This is a genomic window from Nocardioides sp., from assembly GCF_050246775.1.
GTDB lineage: Bacteria > Actinomycetota > Actinomycetes > Propionibacteriales > Nocardioidaceae > Nocardioides.
This window is the reverse complement of the sequence record NZ_JBFWVK010000001.1, coordinates 540,483-558,616: the sequence shown is the minus strand read 5'-3', so window position 1 is coordinate 558,616 and position 18,134 is coordinate 540,483. Positions and strand designations below refer to the sequence as shown.

18 protein-coding genes are annotated in these 18,134 nt (G+C 70.2%); 12 read left to right on the top strand and 6 right to left on the bottom strand.

Features of this window, described 5'->3' with window-relative positions; genetic code table 11:
- Window positions 1-15 precede the first annotated feature (15 nt).
- The 6 genes from AB7I40_RS02710 (at window position 16) to AB7I40_RS02685 (ending at window position 7,553) form a co-directional block, all read left to right on the top strand.
- Window positions 16-348 carry a hypothetical protein gene (locus AB7I40_RS02710; protein ID WP_428343503.1) on the top strand — a complete coding sequence of 111 codons (333 nt, stop codon included), beginning with the start codon at window positions 16-18 and terminating at the stop codon, window positions 346-348.
- Between the two features lie 81 nt (window positions 349-429).
- A complete protein-coding gene (locus AB7I40_RS02705) occupies window positions 430-1,905 on the top strand; it encodes a FlgD immunoglobulin-like domain containing protein (protein ID WP_428343502.1) in 1,476 nt (491 codons plus the stop codon).
- Between the two features lie 33 nt (window positions 1,906-1,938).
- On the top strand, window positions 1,939-5,736 hold the full coding sequence (gene hrpA / locus AB7I40_RS02700) for an ATP-dependent RNA helicase HrpA (protein ID WP_428343501.1): 3,798 nt from the start codon (window positions 1,939-1,941) through the stop codon (window positions 5,734-5,736).
- Window positions 5,733-6,317, top strand: a complete 585-nt coding sequence (locus tag AB7I40_RS02695) for a hypothetical protein (RefSeq protein WP_428343500.1) — start codon at window positions 5,733-5,735, stop codon at window positions 6,315-6,317. The genes hrpA and AB7I40_RS02695 overlap by 4 nt, the downstream gene beginning before the upstream one ends.
- A gap of 152 nt (window positions 6,318-6,469) precedes the next feature.
- Window positions 6,470-7,072: a helix-turn-helix domain-containing protein gene (locus AB7I40_RS02690; protein ID WP_428343499.1), complete on the top strand. Its 603-nt coding sequence runs from the start codon at window positions 6,470-6,472 to the stop codon at window positions 7,070-7,072.
- A 94-nt stretch (window positions 7,073-7,166) separates the two neighbouring features.
- Window positions 7,167-7,553, top strand: coding sequence for a type II toxin-antitoxin system PemK/MazF family toxin (locus tag AB7I40_RS02685; protein ID WP_428343498.1), 387 nt, complete (start codon window positions 7,167-7,169; stop codon window positions 7,551-7,553).
- Here AB7I40_RS02685 and AB7I40_RS02680 read toward each other — a convergent pair.
- The gene (locus AB7I40_RS02680) at window positions 7,550-8,338 is read right to left on the bottom strand and encodes a hypothetical protein (protein ID WP_428343497.1); all 789 of its coding nucleotides are present in this window, start codon (window positions 8,336-8,338) and stop codon (window positions 7,550-7,552) included. The two genes, AB7I40_RS02685 and AB7I40_RS02680, sit on opposite strands and share 4 nt — an antisense overlap.
- Window positions 8,339-8,457: 119 nt before the next feature.
- Here AB7I40_RS02680 and AB7I40_RS02675 point away from each other — a divergent pair, with 119 nt between their 5' ends.
- Window positions 8,458-9,804, top strand: a complete 1,347-nt coding sequence (locus tag AB7I40_RS02675) for an ABC transporter substrate-binding protein (protein ID WP_428343496.1) — start codon at window positions 8,458-8,460, stop codon at window positions 9,802-9,804.
- On the opposite strand, the gene AB7I40_RS02670 is transcribed toward AB7I40_RS02675, so the two are convergent.
- Together AB7I40_RS02670 and AB7I40_RS02665 are read right to left on the bottom strand one after the other, a co-directional pair.
- Entirely contained in the window at window positions 9,805-11,160 is a 1,356-nt protein-coding gene (locus tag AB7I40_RS02670; protein WP_428343495.1) for a ribonuclease D, read from the bottom strand.
- Window positions 11,135-11,749: a DUF3000 domain-containing protein gene (locus AB7I40_RS02665; RefSeq protein WP_428343494.1), complete on the bottom strand. Its 615-nt coding sequence runs from the start codon at window positions 11,747-11,749 to the stop codon at window positions 11,135-11,137. The genes AB7I40_RS02670 and AB7I40_RS02665 overlap by 26 nt, the downstream gene beginning before the upstream one ends.
- A gap of 71 nt (window positions 11,750-11,820) precedes the next feature.
- Between AB7I40_RS02665 and hemE the strand changes: the two genes are divergently transcribed.
- Entirely contained in the window at window positions 11,821-12,858 is a 1,038-nt protein-coding gene (hemE, locus tag AB7I40_RS02660) for a uroporphyrinogen decarboxylase (protein ID WP_428343493.1), read from the top strand.
- A gap of 26 nt (window positions 12,859-12,884) precedes the next feature.
- Here hemE and AB7I40_RS02655 read toward each other — a convergent pair whose 3' ends face one another.
- The gene (locus AB7I40_RS02655) at window positions 12,885-13,379 is read right to left on the bottom strand and encodes an NYN domain-containing protein (protein WP_428343492.1); all 495 of its coding nucleotides are present in this window, start codon (window positions 13,377-13,379) and stop codon (window positions 12,885-12,887) included.
- A gap of 133 nt (window positions 13,380-13,512) precedes the next feature.
- Entirely contained in the window at window positions 13,513-14,403 is an 891-nt protein-coding gene (locus AB7I40_RS02650; RefSeq protein ID WP_428343491.1) for a DUF4349 domain-containing protein, read from the bottom strand.
- Window positions 14,404-14,499: 96 nt separating this feature from the next.
- Here AB7I40_RS02650 and AB7I40_RS02645 point away from each other — a divergent pair, with 96 nt between their 5' ends.
- From AB7I40_RS02645 to AB7I40_RS02630, 4 genes are all read left to right on the top strand, one after another.
- A complete protein-coding gene (locus AB7I40_RS02645) occupies window positions 14,500-14,976 on the top strand; it encodes a polyketide cyclase (RefSeq protein ID WP_428343490.1) in 477 nt (158 codons plus the stop codon).
- Window positions 14,973-16,358: a protoporphyrinogen oxidase gene (gene hemG / locus AB7I40_RS02640; RefSeq protein ID WP_428347912.1), complete on the top strand. Its 1,386-nt coding sequence runs from the start codon at window positions 14,973-14,975 to the stop codon at window positions 16,356-16,358. Before AB7I40_RS02645 ends, hemG begins: the two co-directional genes overlap by 4 nt.
- Complete coding sequence (gene hemQ, locus AB7I40_RS02635; protein ID WP_428343488.1) at window positions 16,346-17,077, top strand: hydrogen peroxide-dependent heme synthase; 732 nt, start codon at window positions 16,346-16,348, stop codon at window positions 17,075-17,077. Before hemG ends, hemQ begins: the two co-directional genes overlap by 13 nt.
- A 185-nt stretch (window positions 17,078-17,262) precedes the next feature.
- The gene (locus tag AB7I40_RS02630; RefSeq protein WP_428343487.1) at window positions 17,263-17,619 is read left to right on the top strand and encodes a rhodanese-like domain-containing protein; all 357 of its coding nucleotides are present in this window, start codon (window positions 17,263-17,265) and stop codon (window positions 17,617-17,619) included.
- A 78-nt stretch (window positions 17,620-17,697) separates the two neighbouring features.
- Here the strand turns inward: AB7I40_RS02630 and msrB are convergent, their stop codons facing one another.
- Window positions 17,698-18,102, bottom strand: coding sequence for a peptide-methionine (R)-S-oxide reductase MsrB (gene msrB / locus AB7I40_RS02625; RefSeq protein WP_428343486.1), 405 nt, complete (start codon window positions 18,100-18,102; stop codon window positions 17,698-17,700).
- Between the last annotated feature and the right edge of the window lie 32 nt (window positions 18,103-18,134).

Here is an 18,134-nt window from a genome sequence, read left to right as displayed (position 1 = left end):
CGCAACCTCGGCGCCATGACAGAGAACCAGAACCCAGTCCCGAGCGATGCCCCGCTGGTGCCGCCGAGCTACGTGCCCGCTCCGGCGCCCGCCCCGAAGACGTCCCTGCGCCACCGGGTCCTCAGCCTGCCGGCCGTGGCCGGGGTGGCCGTGGCGAGCCTGATCCTGGGTGGGGCCGGCGGCGCCGTACTCGGGGCGGTCAGCGACGGCAGCTCCCAGGGCGACTTCCGTGGCGGACCCGGCGGCCAGGGCGGCACCGGGCAGTTCCCGGGCGGCCAGCCGCCGAATGCGAACACCCAGCAGCAGGGCCAACAGCCGGCGTTGCCGACCGATCAGGACGACGACTGACTTTTACCAGGTGAATCGGCCCGCGGCCGGCGTACCCGGGTTAGGCTCCGGCGACCTGACTTCGAATCACGGGGGATCTCCTTGAAGCTGCGCGCGCTCCTGCCTGTCCTGGTGCTGGCCTCGGCCGGCCTGGCCGTCCCGGCCGAAGCAGCCGATCCGCCCCCGGAGGTGACGTGGCCGACGATCAGCGCGATCAACCCGGACTCGAGCTCCTACGCTTTCACGGTCACCGACTCGGGCCCTGGGACGCTGAAGGCCGAGTGGCAGGGTGCTCGCCAGTCCGTCGCGCAGAACGGCGAGCACACGATGGTGTTCGACACCGACGGATCTGGCGTGATCACGATCCTGCGCTGCTCCACTGAGACCGATTGCGTCAGCACGGGCGTCCAGTCGCCGACGATCGCCGTACGGCGCAGTCTCGGTGTCGCTACCGCCAACGTCGATCCTCTGGTCCGGCCGGGCGTCCCCCTGACCGCCGAGCTGCGGATCACCCCCGCGGAGTCGACCTCGGTCGAGCTCACCTGGCACGTCGCTGCGCCAGGAACGCCGCAGACCGATGTGGCCTCAGGCAGCCAGACGGTCACGACGGACGGCGACGGGCGGGTGAGCTTCCCTTACACGGTGCCTGCGGCCACGGCTTCGGGCAGCTACCAGTTGATCGTCGATGCCACCGCCGACGTGACCGACTTCGGGGTGCTCTCCGGATCGAGTCCGGCGCGTCCCTTCACGATCGATGCCGACAGCCCGGTGCCCACCCTCACCGTGGGCGCCACCTCGTTCTTCCCGCAGCCTGACGGCTACCGCGACACCCTCGACGTCACCTACGGGAGCGACGAGGCGGTCTCGGCCACCCTCGACGTGCTCAATTCCAGCAGCGCCGTGGTGCGGACGCTGATGTCCGGGCAGCTCAGCGCCGGTGCCTCGTTCACCACCGTCTGGAACGGGCGCAACACCGCCGGCACGGTCGTCCCAGCCGGCACCTATCGGGTCCGGATCGTCGTCGTCGACCTGACGGGGAACAGCACGACGCTGACCCGCTCGGTGACGGTGTCGGACAAGAAGCTGGTGACCAAGACCTACACCCGGAAGTTCCGAGCGGCCGACACCCTGATCTACAAGAGCGTCGGCAGCTGTTCGACCCTGAAGAAGCCGTCCTCGCACCGCTGGGCCGGCTCGTTGGGGCTCTACTCCCAGACCAAGTGCACCAAGGCGGCCCAGAGTGGCGTGCTCACCCAGCACGGCATCTACATCCCCAAGTCCGTGGTGAACCGCTACCCGTCCCTGCAGGTGACTGCCTACGGCGGTGGGTCCACCACGAAGACCACCAAGCTGAAGTACCTCGTGATGGGCTACTACAAGCCCACCACCGGGTTCGCGGCCCGCGTCCAGTTCGGGGCCAAGGTCGCCAACCACCCCGGCAGGAAGGTCGCGGCCGGCGCCTACGTGTTCGACAAGACCACCCGCCCCTACGTCGTCTGGTCGGCCGGGCTCACCGACGGCAGCCGTTACGACCTCAAGAGCTTCACCGTGAAGGTCAGCTACGTCGGGCTGGGCTGACCACTTGCCCCGCGGCTTCGGCCGCGGGGCACAATGGCGGACGTTGTGGAGATCTCCTACCCCGCCCAGTTGCCGGTCAGCGCGCGCCGTGAGGACATCGCGGCGGCCATCCGCGACCACCAGGTCGTCATCGTCGCCGGCGAGACCGGCTCGGGGAAGACCACCCAGCTGCCGAAGATCTGCCTGGAGCTCGGTCGCGGTGCCGGAGGACCCGGTGGCCGGCTGATCGGGCACACCCAACCACGACGCATCGCCGCCCGATCGGTGGCCGAGAGGATCGCTGAGGAGCTCAAGACCGAGCTCGGGGACGTGATCGGCTACCAGGTGCGGTTCACCGACCGGACCTCCCAGGCAAGTCGGGTCAAGCTGATGACCGACGGCATCCTGCTCGCCGAGCTACAGCGGGACCGGATGCTGCGCCGCTACGACACCCTCATCATCGACGAGGCCCATGAGCGCAGCCTCAACGTCGACTTCATCCTCGGCTACCTGCGTCAGCTGCTGCCCCGGCGCCCCGACCTGAAGGTGATCATCACCTCCGCGACCATCGACCCCGAGCGGTTCGCGGCGCACTTCGCCGATGCCCAGGGGCGGCCGGCACCGATCATCGAGGTGTCCGGGCGGACCTACCCGGTCGAGGTTCGCTACCGCCCCCTCGTGGAGCTGCCCGAGGAGGACGAGGAGGGCGAGCCGGTTGTCCGCGACCAGACCGAGGCGATCGTCGAGGCCGTGGGGGAGCTCATCCCCGAAGGCCCCGGAGACATCCTCGTCTTCCTGCCGGGCGAGCGTGAGATCCGCGACACCGCCGACGCTCTCAACGACCTCAACGCCCGCAACCAGCGGCGGATCCCCCTCGAGATCGTCCCGCTCTACTCACGACTCTCGGCCGCCGAACAACACAGGGTCTTCAGCGCGCACACCGGTCGCCGGGTGGTCCTGGCCACCAACGTCGCCGAGACCTCGCTCACCGTCCCGGGCATCCGCTACGTCGTCGACTCCGGCGTGGCCCGGATCAGTCGCTACTCCGTGCGCACCAAGGTGCAGCGCCTTCCCATCGAGGCGATCAGCCAGGCCAGCGCCAACCAGCGCTCCGGGCGTTGTGGGCGCGTCGAGGCCGGGATCGCCATCCGCCTCTACTCCGAGGAGGACTTCACCGGGCGCCCCGAGTTCACCGAGCCCGAGATCCTGCGCACCAACCTGGCCAGCGTCATCCTGCAGATGACCGCGCTCGGGCTCGGCGATGTCGCCCGGTTCCCGTTCGTCGAGCCGCCCGACAAGCGCAACGTGGCTGCCGGCGTCCAGCTCCTGGAGGAGCTGGGTGCGCTGGCCGACCAACGTCTCACCAAGCTCGGTCGACGACTCGCCAGGCTGCCCATCGACCCTCGACTCGGGCGGATGGTGCTGGAGGCCGAGCGACTGGGCTGCGTGCGTGAGGTCATCGTCATCGCCGCAGCCCTGAGCCTCCAGGACCCTCGCGAACGGCCGGTCGAGTTCCGCGCCCAGGCCGATCAGCAGCACGCCCGGTTCAAGGCCGAGGACAGTGACTTCCTGACGTGGCTCAACCTGTGGCGACACCTGCGCGAACAGCAGCGCGAACTCGGTTCCAGCGCGTTTCGGCGCATGTGTCGACGGGAGTACCTCAACTACCTGCGCGTTCGGGAGTGGCAGGACTTCGAGTCCCAGCTGCGTCAGGTCTGCAAGGAGATGAAGATCGACGTCGGCCAGCCGGCCGACAGACCCGACGCGGACGGCATCCACCAGGCACTGCTCTCGGGGCTCCTGTCGCACATCGGGCTGCTCGAGGAGCGGTCGAAGACCACCACCCCGGGGGAGCGACGGGCGATGCGCGAGTATCTCGGTGCTCGCGGTGCCCGGTTCGCGATCTTCCCCGGCAGTGGGCTGCGGGGCAAGAACCCCCCCTACGTCATGGCCGGCGAGCTGGTCGAGACCTCTCGTCTCTGGGCCCGCCAGAACGCTGCCATCAAGCCCGAATGGGCCGAACGGCTGGGCGGTGCCCTGGTCAAACGCACCTACTCCGAACCCCACTGGTCCAAGAAGCGTGCCTCGGTGATGGCCTACGAGCGTGCCACGCTGTACGGCGTCCCGCTGGTTGCCGACCGCCTGATCTCCTTCGGCCGGATCGACCCGGGGTTGAGCCGGGAGCTGTTCATCCGCCATGCCCTGGTCTATGGCGAATGGGCGACCAGACACAGGTTCTACGAGAAGAACCTCGCACTGCTGGCCGAGGCCGAGGAGCTCGAGCACCGGGCCCGGCGTCGCGACATCGTGGTGGACGAGCACACCCTGTTCGACTTCTACGACGCCCGGATCGGTGCCGAGGTGGTGAGCGGGGCGCACTTCGACCAGTGGTGGAAGCAGGAGCGGCGCGAGCACCCCGAGCTGCTCACCTTCGACCCCTCGATGCTGACCCATGACACCGCCGACGAGGTGCGCGCCCACGACTACCCCGAGGTCTGGCAGGGCAGCGGTGGCGGGCAGGGGCTGACCTTCCCGATCAGCTACCACTTCGAACCCGGATCGGCCGACGACGGCCTGACCATCGACGTCCCGGTCGCCACCCTCAACCGAGTCGGGGCCGACGACTTCTCGTGGGTGGTGCCCGGCCTGCGGGAGGAGCTGGTGACCGCCCTGATCCGGAGCCTGCCCAAGAGTCTGCGGGTCAACTTCGTGCCCGCACCCAACAAGGCTCGTGAGTTCCTGGCCGCTGTGCCGGCAGGGGAGGAGCCCCTCCTCACGGCGCTGACCCGCTACTTCCGGGCCACCACCGGAGTCGTCGTACCTGATGATGCGTGGGACTGGACCAAGGTGCCTGAGCATCTGCGGCCCACCTTCCGGGTGCTCGACAGCGCGGGACGCGAGCAGGCCAGGGGCAAGGATCTCGAGGGACTCAAGGCGCCGCTGCGACCCAAGTTCGCGCAGGCGCTCGCCGAGGTTGCGGCCGACACCGGCCGATCGGTCACCGCCCAGAGGACATGGACGTTCGGGACGATCGAAGCCTCGTTCACCCAGACGCGAGCCGGGCACGAGGTGCGCGGCTTCCCTGCGCTGGTCGACGAGGGCGCGACCGTGGGGCAGCAGGTGTTCGGCTCGGAGGACGAGGCTGCCGCCCGCCACCGACTGGGGGTACGACGGCTGGTGCTGCTCGGTCTGGGCACCGACCCCACCAAGGCGTTGCTCGACAGCCTGTCCAACGCCGACAAGCTGGCGCTCGCCGGTTCGCCGTACCCATCGGTGGCCGAGCTCCTGGCGGACTGCCGGGCCGCCGCGGTCCAGGCCGTCGTCGACGCCCGGCCCGTGGTTCGCGACCGGGCCGCGTTCGAGGGCCTGGTGGCCGCCGCGGCCCTCGACCAGGAGGGCCAGTTGCGTGCGGTCCTCCAGGACGTGATGCGGGCCCTCCAGGCCTGGCGGCACACCGACAAGGTGCTCTCCGGGCGTGCTGATCTGAACACCCTGCCTGCCCTGACCGACATGAAGTCACAGCTGGCTCGACTGTTCGGACGCGGATTCGTGGCCGACACGGGGGCGCTGCAGCTGCGCCGACTGCCGGTCTACTGCCAGGCGATCGACTATCGGCGCGAACGACTCGACGGGCAGGTCAACCGCGATCGGCAGCTCATGGACCAGCTGGCAGATCTGCAGGAGGCATGGCTGCACCGGGTGGCCGCCCTGCCTGCGGGACGACCGCTGGGCGCTGAACTGACTCGGGTCCGCTGGATGCTGGAGGAGTACCGGGTCTCGCTGTTCGCCCAGCACCTGGGGACCGCATTCGCGGTGAGCGATGCCCGCATTCGTCGTAGCCTGAGCGCGTGACCAGACCACACCACCGGCCGATGACCCCCGGCGCGGGGTATTTCGAGTCGATCGTGGGCGGCACCGATCCTGCGCTCGTCAGCGAGGCTGCCGACCGGGCGGCCGCGCTCCTGGTCCGCGGCGCACACCGGAGCAGTGATGCGGGCGTCGCTGCGCGGGTGCTCCATCTGGCGGAGACCGAGGGACTCGAGACGCTGGCTGATGTCTGGGCGGGGTCCCCGGCAGACTCCCTGGCCGGCTGCCTGTTCCGGCTCTACGTGCTGCGCGCCTGGGTGTACGCCGACCCGCTGCTCGCGTCGGCCCAGTTCGACGCCGGCCGCTCGAGCGCCCAGTTCGCCCAGGTCGTCGCCGGGGTGGCCGACCCTCCTGGGCCCGAGCAGCTCAAGGCGATGACCGACGAGGTGCTGCTCGGGATCGCGGTCGGCGAGTTCGCCGACGTACTCCTGCGGGCCTCGGCTTTCGCCCGCGTGGTCGCAGCCGGAAGGGCGGTCCGCGGTGAGGCCGACGCAGTGGCCATGCTCAGCCTGGCCGAGCAACTCGAGGCTGCCGCTCATCTCGAACTGAGGACCGGGCTGGCCTGAGCCCACTACACTGGGAGAGCACGCCGGACCGCGGCAGCCCCGGGTCCCAAAATTAGCCGCTACGAGCGGCCACGCGCCGTGAGGCGCTCCCGGTCCGGCGTGCATCGAGCGGGGCCGCGGAAGACGGCTGTGCTCAATGGCAAACTCGGGTCATGGACGACTCGATGAACCAGACGCTGCGGGGTGTGGGGCCGAGACTCAAGGCCCTTCGCCTGCGCCGCGAGATCACGCTGTCGGACCTCTCAACCCAGACCGGGATCTCCACCAGCACCCTGTCGCGGCTCGAGGCCGGCCTGCGCCGACCGACGCTGGAGCAGCTGCTGCCGCTGGCGCAGGCGCACGGTGTCACGCTCGACGAGCTCGTCGACGCCCCACCCACCGGAGACCCTCGCATCCACCTGCGTGCGATCGACTACGGCGGCGGCACCACCGTGCTGCCGCTCACCCGGAGGCCCGGCGGCATCCAGGCCTACAAGTTCGTCCTCGAAGCCGCCCCTGACAACCAGGTTCCAGAGCCGCGCACCCATGAGGGCTATGACTGGGTCTACGTCCTCAACGGCACCCTGAGGTTGGTGCTGGCCGAGCACCACCTCCTCCTGGGAGCCGGCGAGGCCGCCGAGTTCGACACCCGCACGCCACACTGGTTCGGCGCGACCAGTGCAGGCCCCGTGGAGTTCCTCAGCCTCATCGGCAAGCAGGGCGAACGGGCCCATCTCCGGGCGGCACCGAAGCGACGCCTGACCAGCGAGAACTGACGTCTCGCGACCCCGTCGCTGGGAGCAGCTCAGGTCGCAGCGGAAGTTCGATCTGTGCGCGGCGAGAGTCTGAACATCCCTCTAGGCTCGGAGCATGACGATCTCCTACCAGCCCGACCTCGACGGTGCACCCGATCCCGGTGAGGTGGTCTGGGCCTGGGTCCCCTACGAGGAGGACGCCAGCCAGGGCAAGGACCGCCCGGTCCTGCTCATCGGTCAGGATGGTGCCGAGTGGCTCGCCCTGCAGCTGACCAGTCAGGATCACGACCGTGACGCGGAGCAGGAGGCGGCCGAGGGTCGCTTCTGGATGGATGTCGGCAGCGGGTCCTGGGACCGCGAGGGCCGACCGAGTGAGGTTCGACTGAACCGGCTGCTGAGGCTCCCGCTCGACGGCGTACGGCGCGAGGGCGCGGCGCTCGAGCCGGACCTGTTCGCCGACGTGGTGGCCGCCGCCCGGCGCCACCTCGTGCTGCCCGACTAGCGCAGCGCTGCCAGCAGCCGATTGATCTGTGCCACGGCCAGCGACGCGGGTTCCTTGCCCCGGGCGTAGTTCCAGTCCTGTCCGAGCACGTCGAACTGCACCAGGGAGATGTGCCGGCCGACCCGGGTCATCCCGTAGGCCACGATCTGGGCGTCGGTGCCGTTGGCGGCCAGGTACGAGACCAGGAAGCGGTGCCCCACGCCGGCTCCGACCGGGACCTCGGTGAGGTCTGAGACCCGCTCGTCGTCGAAGCGCATGAAGTCGGCGCACTGGCTCCGCCACGACTTCAGCACCTCGTAGGTCCGCCAGGCCGACTTCGCGTCAGCGAACCGGGCGACGACCTGCGAGGCGGTGTCGTTGCTGCCTGCCGTGGCAGCGGCATGGGTGCGCACCTGAGCGCTCGTGGCCCCGATGCTCACCAGGGGGGTCTTCTGGCAGACTCCGAACGGCTCGTCGCCCTCGGCGCTGGTGTTCGTCGTGCGCCACGAGAATCCGGTGTTGAGCGGCGGCACCTGGGCGGCCGTCAGGAGTGCGCTGCGCAGGCCCGGGGGGCGGGTGGCGGTTGCGGTGGCTGACGGCTCGTCCGATGCCGTGACCGACACCTCGGCGGACGGCTCCGGGCTGGGCTCGTCGGAGGCGCCGGAGGAGGAGCCCGCCGACGGGCTGGCCGCCGCAGTGCTCGGCCCGTCGCCAGCTGGTGCTCCCTGGTCCCCGCAGCCGGCGGCCGTGACAAGCGTCACGGCGAGGGCGAGAAGCAGGGCCGGACGAGCGGGGAGATGGGCCATGATGCTCACCCTAGGTTGGTGCGGAGGGTCCGGCGACGCCGGACACGGCGTGTCCTGTCCTGGGCTTTGGCTAGGGTGATCGGGTGCCCGCGGGAGGGCGACGACGAAGGAGTCATGACGTGAGGTCTCGACGGGCAACTGCTCTGGGTGTCGTGCCCGTGCTGGCCGCCCTGCTGCTCGCCGGTTGCACCGCAGACTCCGAGCCCCCGGTCGAGAGCCCACCGACCACCGGACCGGTGAGCCTGTCCTTCTCCACCTTCGGCCCGCCGGCCGAGCTCGCGGCGTACCAGGCGCTGGTCGAGGCCTGGAACCTCGACCACCCCGACGAGAAGGTCACGATGACCACCGCCGAGGACCGGGGCCAGCAGGCGGCGAAGCTCGAGTCCGATCCCGACGTGCCCGACGTGTTCCTGCTCAACCGCCTCGATCTGGCCCAGGTGATCGCCGACGACCTGTCCCAGCCCGTGGGGGAGCTGCTCGACGAGCCCGACCGGGACATCGACTTGGGCGACGGCTACCCGATCGATGCCGTGCGCGCGTTCGCCAACGACAACGACCTCCAGTGCATGCCCTACGGCTACTCGCCGATGGTCATGTACATCAACACCGACCTCATCGACTTCACCCGGATGGCAAGGCGTGGGCTCGACGTCCCCAGCACTCCCGGGAGGTGGAGCTTCGAGCAGTTCGCCGAGGCTGCCCGCTTCGCAGCCCGGCCCGCCACCCGCAGCGCCGGGGTCGCCATCGACGCGAGCATCGAGGCCCTGGCGCCGTTCATCTACTCCGGGGGCGGCGAGGTCTTCGACGACGCCACCACCCCGACCTCGCTGAACTTCTCCGACAGCGACAGCCAGTCCGCGCTGGCGACCACGCTGGAGCTGCTGCGCAGTTCGCCGTCGGTCACGCTCACCGACCAGCAGCTGGCCCGCCAGAGCGCGCTCGACTGGTTCAAGGACGGCAAGCTGGGGATGATCGCCGGCTACCGCAACCTGACCCCGGAGCTGCGTGCCACCGGCCTGACGTTCGACGTGATGGCGATGCCGAGTCTCGGCAAGGAGCAGACGGTCGGCGACATCACCGGACTGTGCCTGGCCAAGGACGCCGCCGCGCCTGAGGAGGCCGCGGACTTCATGTACTACCTGGCCAGTGCCGGGGCCGTCTCCCGCGTCGCGGACGCCGGCTACCTGGTGCCGGCCAACCTGGAGGTGGCCGCCAGCGACTCGTTCCTGCAGCCTGGCCGGCAGCCCGCCACCGCGACGGTGTTCAACGAAGCGATCCGCACCATCGTCGTGCCGCCGATGCTGAGCGTCTACCCCGAGCTCGAGAGCGCCGTCGCCGCCGACATCAGACGGCTCTTCTCCATGGGGGTGCTCAACCTCCCGCTGGTCACCGAGCAGATCGACACCGACTCGCAGGCGGTGCTGAGCCCGCCGGAGCCCTCGGAGTCCGCCAGCCCCTCGGAGTGACTAGGGCTCGACGGGTCCCTGGGGCACCTCGGGCTCCTCGTCGCCGCGGATGATCGCGTCGACCAGGACCGGTGAGGCCAGCTCGATCTGCCAGGGACGCGCGCCGAGCGCTGCCAGCGCCTCCGGCACGTCGAGCGCCAATTGGTCGCGGTCACGAGCGGCCGGTGGGGTCCACAGCACCCGACGCAGGTAGTCGGGAGTGACGATGTTCTCGACCGGCAGCCGGTGCTCGGCGGCCAGCGCCGTCATCAGCTCGCGGGCGATGGTGAGGCGTCGGGCCGCGACCGGGTCCTTCTCGGCCCAGGCGCGAGGCACCGGCGGTCCGTCGAGACGTGGCGAACGCGTCGGCAGATCGTCCTCGGGCAGCTCGCGAGCAGTGTCCAGCGCGGCGACCCACTGGCGCGAGTAGCGCTCGGCACCGCGTCCGTGGAACCCCTTGGTCTTGAGCAGGGTGCTGCGGTCCAGCGGTGCGGCCACCGCGGCCTCGATGATGGCCGAGTCCGGCAGGATCCGGCCCGGGGTGACGTCACGTTCGCGAGCGATGCGGTCGCGAGTCTCCCAGAGCTCACGGACGGCTCCCAGTGCGCGGCGCCCGCGCACCTTGTGGAGTCCCGAGGTCCGCCGCCACGGCTCGAAGCGAACGGGTGCCTGATGGTTGAGCAGGTGCGCGAACTCCTGGCGGGCCCACGCATCCTTGCCGGTGTCGATGAGCTCCTGTTCGATGACGTCCTTGAGCTCCACCAGGACCTCGACGTCCAGCGCGGCGTACTCGAGCCAGGGCTGCGGCAACGGCCGGGTCGACCAGTCGACGGCGGAGTGCTCCTTGCGCATCGAGCTGCCGAGGATGGTCTCGACCAGCGTGGCCAGCCCGACGCGGGGATAGCCCAGCAGTCTCCCGGCCAACTCGGTGTCGAAGAGCCGGGTGGGGTGCAGGCCGACCTCGGCCAGGCAGGCCAGGTCCTGGGTGGCCGCGTGCAGGATCCACTCGGTGTCCCCGAGGGCGGCCTGCAGGGGCGCCATCGACTCGAAGGCGATCGGGTCGACCAGTGCGGTGCCCGAGCCCTCACGGCGCAGCTGGATCAGGTAGGCGCGCGCGGAGTAGCGATAGCCCGACGCCCGTTCGGCGTCGATGGCCACCGGACCGGTGCCTGCCGCGAAGTCCGCACACACCCGAGCGAAGGCCTCCTCGGTGTCCACCACCGGCGTCAGACCGTCACGCAACGTCAGGAGCGGAGCCGGCGGCTTCGCAGGGGCCTGGGATTCCTCGGTCGCTTCGGTCGCCTCGGCGTCATCGGGGGCGGGGGAGAGGGCATCGCTGGTCACCGTGGGGTCACCGGCTGGGGCCGCGCTGTCCACGTCGACTCGGCATCACGGTGACGCCTTCGGGGACCGGGGGCAGGCCCGCCGCCGTACACAGCAGCTCACCCCAGGCCTCGACGTGGGCAGACAGGTTGGGTACGTCGCTCGGGGTCCAGGATGCCCTGATCTCCAGCTGGGCGGTGCCCTCCTCGTCGGCCATGCTGCCGTAGGACTCCGTCGCGACCCGGGTGACGGTGCCCGAGGGGGCGAGGTACTCGGCGTGATGGGCGTCGAGGGCCTCGGTGAGCCAGGACCAGCCGACCGCGCCCAGCAGAGGGTCGGTGATCATGTCGGGATCGATCTCGGCGCGCACGTAGGCCACACACCGGAAGGTCCCCTCCCAGGCGTCGTTCCCGGCCGGGTCGTGCAGCAGGATGATGCGTCCGGTGCCGACCTCGTCGTCGTCGACGGTGACGTCGGCCGACAGGGCGGAGGAATAGGGAGCGATGCGCTGTGGCGCCGGCATCTCCTCGCAGAAGATCTCGGGACGCAGTCGAGCCCCCTGCATGCTCTCCACGGCCGCCCGAAACTCGGGGGGCTGCGTGCCCGCACCCGTCGAGGGGTGCGTCTCCTCACGGGCCACCATGGCCTCCACAGTAGGCCCGCCCCCCTGGGGCCGATGTACCGCCACGCCGCCTGACCTGCGAAGATTCACCCGTGACTGCTCCCGCCGACCTGGCCGACTCGGCGTTCCTGCGAGCAGCGCGGGGCGAGACGCCGTCGCACACCCCGGTGTGGTTCATGCGGCAGGCCGGTCGTTCGCTGCCGGAGTACCTCGCGCTGCGCTCGGGGGTCGGGATGCTCGAGTCCTGCATGGACCCTGACCTGGTCACCGAGATCACCCTGCAGCCGGTACGCCGCTACGGCGTCGACGCCGCCATCTTCTTCTCCGACATCGTCCTGCCGCTGAAGGCGGTCGGTGTCGACCTGGACATCAAGCCGGGCGTCGGCCCGGTGGTGGCCACACCGGTGCGCACCCTTGCCGATGTCGCCGCCATCCCGGATCTCGATGCCTCGCACGTCCCCTTCATCACGACGGCGATCAGACGGTTGGTGGCCGAGCTCGGCAGCACGCCGCTGATCGGCTTCGCGGGCGCCCCGTTCACGGTGGCCTCCTACCTCGTGGAGGGCGGGCCCTCGAAGGAGCACGCGAAGACCAAGGCCATGATGTTCGGCGCCCCGGACGTCTGGGCGGCCCTGATGCGCAAGATCGCGGGCATCTCGGCGGCGTACCTCGAGGTCCAGGTGGCTGCCGGCGCGTCAGCGATCCAGCTGTTCGACTCGTGGGCGGGGGCGCTGACCCCGGAGGACTACGCCGCTCACGTGATGCCCTACTCCGCGTCCGTGCTGACCCGGGCGGGGGCGCTCGGCGTCCCCCGGATCCACTTCGGCGTGGGCACCTCGAACCTGCTGACCCTGATGGGGGAGGCGGGTGCCGACGTCGTCGGTGTCGACTGGCGCACCCCACTGGCTGATGCGATCGGGTTGGTCGGCCCGCGCGCGGTGCAGGGCAACCTGGACCCGACCTTGGTCTTCGCCCCGGCAGACGTGATGACCGCGCGTGCTGCTGCGATCATCGAGGCCGGCCGCGCTGCCAGAGGGCACATCTTCAACTTGGGCCACGGGGTGATCCCGTCGACGGACCCCGATCAGCTCAAGCGGCTGACCGAGTTCGTGCGGGCCTACCCGCTCTGAGTCGGAGTGCCCGCGGGGTTGCGTGCTCAGGCGGTCTGCAACCGCATGGCTGCGGCTCGGGCCACGCGGTCAGCGCTCACCACGTTGTGGAGTCCCTCGAGGTCGAGGTAGCTGTCGCAGGCGTCGGCGAAGGCCGCCGTCACGCCGGCGCCGCCGACTCCGATGACGTGGGCCCCGTTCGCGCGCAGGCGCTGTGCCACGGGCAGGTAGGAGTCGTCCTCGCACACGATGGCGAAGGTGTTCACCACGTCGGCGTGCTGAAGGTCCAGTGCGTGGATGACCAGCGCGGTCGGGTTCGAGTGCCGGCCGGCCGACACCTCGTTCTGCTGCATGGGCGCGATGGCGTGGCGCGCCAGTTCGCGGGCCCACGCCTGCGAGTCCGGCGAGCCCCAGTCGGCGTACGCGCGCTTCATCGTGATCTCGCCGTAGCCACTGAGTGCGGCCAGAGCCGGCGAGGCGTACTCGGCGCCCACCTTCTCGGCATCGATGAGCACGCCCAGTGTTCGTCGGTTGACAGTCATCAGAAAAACCCCCTCTAAGACTGGCAAACCCCCCGGCCTGCCAGCATCCCCGAGGTCATTGTTCCCATGTTCTCGCCGCCGTGGGCGGCGAACCTGGGTTATTGGGTCGTCTGGCTAGACCACACCGCACGACTCAACGCGCGGGGCGGCGGGCGAAGCGTCGCAGCACGAACCAGGCAGGCACTGCGAAGAAGCCCAGGACGACGGCGAAGGGGAGCACCGCCCCCAGCACGGTGAGAGCGCCGACGACGAAGGTCTTCAGGCCGGACCAGCCCGCCGAGAGGCCTGTGAGGAAGCCCCTGTCCTTCTCCTTGTGTGCGACCGGTACGTCGGTGCGGTTGATCTCCACCGAGATTGTCGCCAATGAGGTCTGGTCGGCCAGCCATGCCTGCTGCGCCTGGAGCGAGTCCAAGGTGGCCTGGCGGCGGGTCAGCTGAGCCTCGATCGCCATGATGTCGCGGATGCTCTGGGCCCGGTCGAGCAACTCGGTGATCCGCTTGATGCTGCGCACCTGGGCGGCCACGCGCACCCGGGTGTCGATGACCTGGGTGGTCACGTCCTCGGCCTTCTTGGTGGACGTCTCCACCTCCGCGACCTTCTTGAGCTCCTCCAGTGCGGCCTCGAAGTCCGAGCCCGGCACCCGCAGCACCAGCCGCGACGTCTTCAGCGACCCCTTGCTGCTGACCGAGCGTTCGTCGGCGATGGTCCCGCTGTGCGCGGCCACGATGTCGGCCACGTCGTCGCGGATCGCCTGCACGTCGTCTCCGCGCAGGGCGATGCTGCTGGTCGAGATGATCGACTGGGTCGCTTCCGGACTGGCCTTGTCGGCGGCGTTGCGGGCTGAGAACGCGTCGCCGTCGACCGGAGCGTCGGCGGCGGGCTCGGACAGCGCGCTGACCCCCCCGGAGTCGGCCGAGGAGTCGTCCGAGCCCGACGAACAGGCGGTGAGCGCCAGCCCGAGTGACAACAACAACGTGGTCGCGGCCAGCCGCCGCGCAGATGAGGTGGTCCAGGAGATCGTCATGCGGGTCCGACGGCGACGGGTGGTCGCCCGGTTCCCTGCCGTGGCACACCGTGACCAGATCGTTGCCGTCCGTGCTCGCTGGCTAGTCTGCAACCCATGCTCCCCGACTCCCAACGGCTGTCCGTCACTCGCGACGTGGCGGCGCCCGCGCCGCGGATCTTCGCCCTTCTCTGCGACCCCCAGGGGCATGTGCAGCTCGACGGTTCCGGGATGCTCGTGGCCACCGGCGCGGACCGACTCACGGCGGTGGGCGACACGTTCGTCGTCGACATGGACCGTGAGCCGCTCGGCGACCTGCCCTGGGGGCGCTACGCCGTGCGCAACACGGTGACGCAGTACGTCCCCGACGAGCTGCTCGAGTGGGATGTCGCCTCCATGGACCACCACAAGCCCCTGGGTCACGTGTACGGCTACGCCCTCGAGCGCCGGGGCGATGACCTCACCCGGGTGACGTCGTACTGCGACTGGAGCCGGCTCAACCCCAAGCTGCGGGACCGGATGACGTTCCCGATCGTGCCGGCCGCCATGATGGAGCGGACGCTGGACAACCTCGTCGCCCTGGTCGCGCGGTGACCCACGTGCGCACGGTCGTCATCGGTGGCGGTATCGCGGGTCTCGCCGCGGCCTGGCAGCTCGCCGCGGAGGGTGCCGGCGAGGTGGTGGTGCTGGAGGGCTCGCCTCAGGTGGGGGGCAAGCTGCTGGGCCATGACGTCGCCGGGCTCAGGGTGGACGTCGGTGCCGAGGCGATGCTGAACCGGAAGCCCGAGGGCGTCGACCTGGCCACGGCTCTCGGCCTCCCGGTCGTGCACCCCACCCACGCTTCGTCACGGATCTGGGTCGCAGACGCCCTGCGGCCGCTGCCCCGCTCCCTGATGGGGGTGCCGTTGGACCTGGAGGACCTGGCTCGCTCGGCGGTGCTCTCCGAGCACGGTCTGGCCGCGGCCGCCCGTGAGCTCGATCTGCCCGCCGAAGACCTCGAGGGCGACATGTCGGTCGGCGACTTGGTGTCGCGGCGGTTCGGGGCCGAGGTGACCGACAAGCTGGTCGAACCGCTGCTCGGCGGGGTCTACGCGGGACACGCCCGCGAGATCTCGGCGCTCGCCGCCGTACCCCAGCTGGTGACCTACGCCCGACGCGGATCGGTGCTCGCCCAGGCGGCCGGGATCCCCACCACCTACGACGGGCCCGTCTTCGCGGGCATCCCGGGGGGGATGAGCCGGCTCCCTGAGGCGCTGGTCGCCTCCGGCACCTTCGGCGTGCGCACGGGCGCGACCGTGCGCGAGCTGCGCCGGACGTCGAACGGTTTCGCCCTGGTGCTCGGCTCCACCCGGGACGCCGAGGAGCTCACCGCGGACCGGGTCGTGCTCGCCACACCGGCGCCCGCCGCCGCGCGGCTGCTGGCCGACGTGGCTCCGATCGCCTCCGGTGAGCTCGCGCGGATCGAGTCGGCCTCGATGGCGGTGGTGACGATGGCGTTCGGGGCGGAGTCCCTGGGTGCGCTGGCCCGGACCACGTTCTCCGGTTTCCTGGTGCCCCCGATCGAACGGCGCCGGATCAAGGCGGCCACCTTCTCGTTCGCCAAGTGGGGCTGGGTGCGGGAGGCTGGCGCCCAGGACGACCTGTTGGTGCTGCGCACCTCGCTGGGACGTCATCGGGAGGAGGCCTCGCTCCAGCTCTCCGACGAGGAGCTGGTCGCGATCTCACTGGGTGACCTGGAGCTGGCCACCGGTGTGGCGGCCCGGCCTGTCGACGCCCATGTCCAACGCTGGGGCGGCGGTCTCCCGCAGTACGCCGTCGGCCATCTCGACCGCGTGTCCCGGATCCGGGCGGACGTGGATCGGGTCCCCGGCCTGGCGGTGTGTGGGGCGCCGTACGACGGTGTGGGGATTCCGGCAGTGATCGCGTCGGCCCGGCGCGCTGTCGCCCAGATCACAGGAGCAGAATGGGGAGCATGACCAGCGAGACCAGCGACCAGACGACGAACGCCGCCCGGATCCGCGAGCTCAACGAGACCGTCCGCTACACGATGTGGTCGGTGTTCCGGCTCGCGGTGCCGCTGGGCGACGGCGCCGACCGTGGCGCCGAGGCAGCTGAGGTCGACAAGCTGCTCGCCGAGCTCGCCGGGGAGGACGTGGTGACCCGCGGTGTCTACGACGTCTCGGGCATCCGGGCCGATGCCGACGTGATGGTGTGGTGGCACGCCGAGACCAGCGAGGAGCTGCAGGCTGCCTACAACCGCTTCCGGCGGACGGCTTTCGGTCAGCGTCTGGTGCCGGTGTGGAGCCAGATGGCCCTGCACCGCCCTGCCGAGTTCAACCGCAGTCACCTGCCGGCCTTCCTGGCCGACGAGCAGGCGCGGGCGCACGTCTCGGTGTACCCGTTCGTCCGCTCCTACGAGTGGTACCTGCTCGAGGACGCCGAGCGTCGCCGGCTGCTTGCCGAGCACGGCCAGCTCGCACGCGGATTCCCGGACGTGCGGGCCAACACCGTCGCGAGCTTCTCGCTCGGTGACTACGAGTGGATCCTGGCCTTCGAGGCCGACGAGCTCCACCGGATCGTCGACCTGATGCGTCACCTGCGAGGATCCGAGACCCGCCGGCACGTGCGCGAGGAGGTGCCGTTCTACACCGGCGCCCGAGCCGAGCCCGCGGAGCTCATCGCGCGCCTGCCCTGAGTGGCCTATCGGTGAGATTGCTGGCGGGAGTCCGCCTTCGTGTTGCACACTGGTGACATGTCCTCCTTCAGCGTGCTCGACGTTCGCGCCTGTGGCGCGGCCGCACGCTGTTGTTGTTTCGCCTGACCCCAGCCCGTCAGCCGAGACCGCACCCGTCACAGGTGCCTGCCCGAGAGACCATCCGCATGAGTGCCACCACCTTCGAACAACTCTTCCTCGACTCCCCGCGTCCGATCGTCGAGTCGCGCACGGTCAGCGCCCGCGCCGCCTACCAGGCCGTGCTCGGTGAGGACGCCGTGCTCGTCGACCTCCGGGCGGCCCGACTGCGACGTGATCAGGGTGAGGTGCATCCCGATCTCGAGCCTGTGGTTCTCTCTCCTGCCGAACTCGCCGGCATCAGCGGCCGGGTGCTGCTGCTGTGCGCCGACGGACAGTTGGCCGCCCGGGCCGCCGAGGCGCTGCGCAGGCTCGGTCACGTCGGTGCGAGCGCGGTGACAGGCGGGTACGCCGCCTGGCGGGCTGCCGGGATGCCCACGACCTGAGCGGTATCTCGGTGTGCCGTCCGTTTGTCAGTCAGTCGCGCTGCCCGTGGCCTGCCTGCGGCGGGACCTGCGGGTGGCTCACGATTCGTCGGCGGGCTCGAGGGTCAGCGAGATCGAGTTGATGCAGTAGCGGTCGCCCGTGGGGGTGCCGTAGCCGTCGGGGAAGACGTGGCCGAGGTGGGACCCGCAGTTGGCGCAGCGGACCTCGGTGCGCTTCATGCCCAACGTGCTGTCGTCGATGTACTCGATCGTGTCGGTGATGGGCTGGTAGAAGCTTGGCCATCCACAGCCCGAGTGGAACTTCGTGCCCGACTCGAACAGCTTCGCCTGACAGGCCTTGCACCGGTAGACCCCGGTCGTCTCGGTGTCGGTGTACTTGCCGGTGAAGGCACGTTCGGTGCCGGCCTTGCGCAGGACGGCGTACTCATCGGGGGAGAGCGTCTCACGCCACTCCGCATCGGTCTTCTCGACGTCATAGGCCATGGGGGCAACGGTAATCGGGCAGGCAAGCGATG

What these genes read in the sequence shown, in the direction of transcription:
- AB7I40_RS02710 (WP_428343503.1), top strand. Translation starts at nt 16, where the DNA reads ATGACAGAGAACCAGAACCCAGTCCCGAGCGATGCCCCGCTGGTGCCG.
- hrpA (WP_428343501.1), top strand. Translation starts at nt 1,939, where the DNA reads ATGGCGGACGTTGTGGAGATCTCCTACCCCGCCCAGTTGCCGGTCAGC.
- AB7I40_RS02690 (WP_428343499.1), top strand. Translation starts at nt 6,470, where the DNA reads ATGGACGACTCGATGAACCAGACGCTGCGGGGTGTGGGGCCGAGACTC.
- AB7I40_RS02685 (WP_428343498.1), top strand. Translation starts at nt 7,167, where the DNA reads ATGACGATCTCCTACCAGCCCGACCTCGACGGTGCACCCGATCCCGGT.
- AB7I40_RS02680 (WP_428343497.1), bottom strand. Translation starts at nt 8,338, where the DNA reads ATGGCCCATCTCCCCGCTCGTCCGGCCCTGCTTCTCGCCCTCGCCGTG.
- AB7I40_RS02665 (WP_428343494.1), bottom strand. Translation starts at nt 11,749, where the DNA reads ATGGTGGCCCGTGAGGAGACGCACCCCTCGACGGGTGCGGGCACGCAG.
- AB7I40_RS02655 (WP_428343492.1), bottom strand. Translation starts at nt 13,379, where the DNA reads ATGACTGTCAACCGACGAACACTGGGCGTGCTCATCGATGCCGAGAAG.
- AB7I40_RS02650 (WP_428343491.1), bottom strand. Translation starts at nt 14,403, where the DNA reads ATGACGATCTCCTGGACCACCTCATCTGCGCGGCGGCTGGCCGCGACC.
- AB7I40_RS02645 (WP_428343490.1), top strand. Translation starts at nt 14,500, where the DNA reads ATGCTCCCCGACTCCCAACGGCTGTCCGTCACTCGCGACGTGGCGGCG.
- hemQ (WP_428343488.1), top strand. Translation starts at nt 16,346, where the DNA reads ATGGGGAGCATGACCAGCGAGACCAGCGACCAGACGACGAACGCCGCC.
- AB7I40_RS02630 (WP_428343487.1), top strand. Translation starts at nt 17,263, where the DNA reads ATGAGTGCCACCACCTTCGAACAACTCTTCCTCGACTCCCCGCGTCCG.
- msrB (WP_428343486.1), bottom strand. Translation starts at nt 18,102, where the DNA reads ATGGCCTATGACGTCGAGAAGACCGATGCGGAGTGGCGTGAGACGCTC.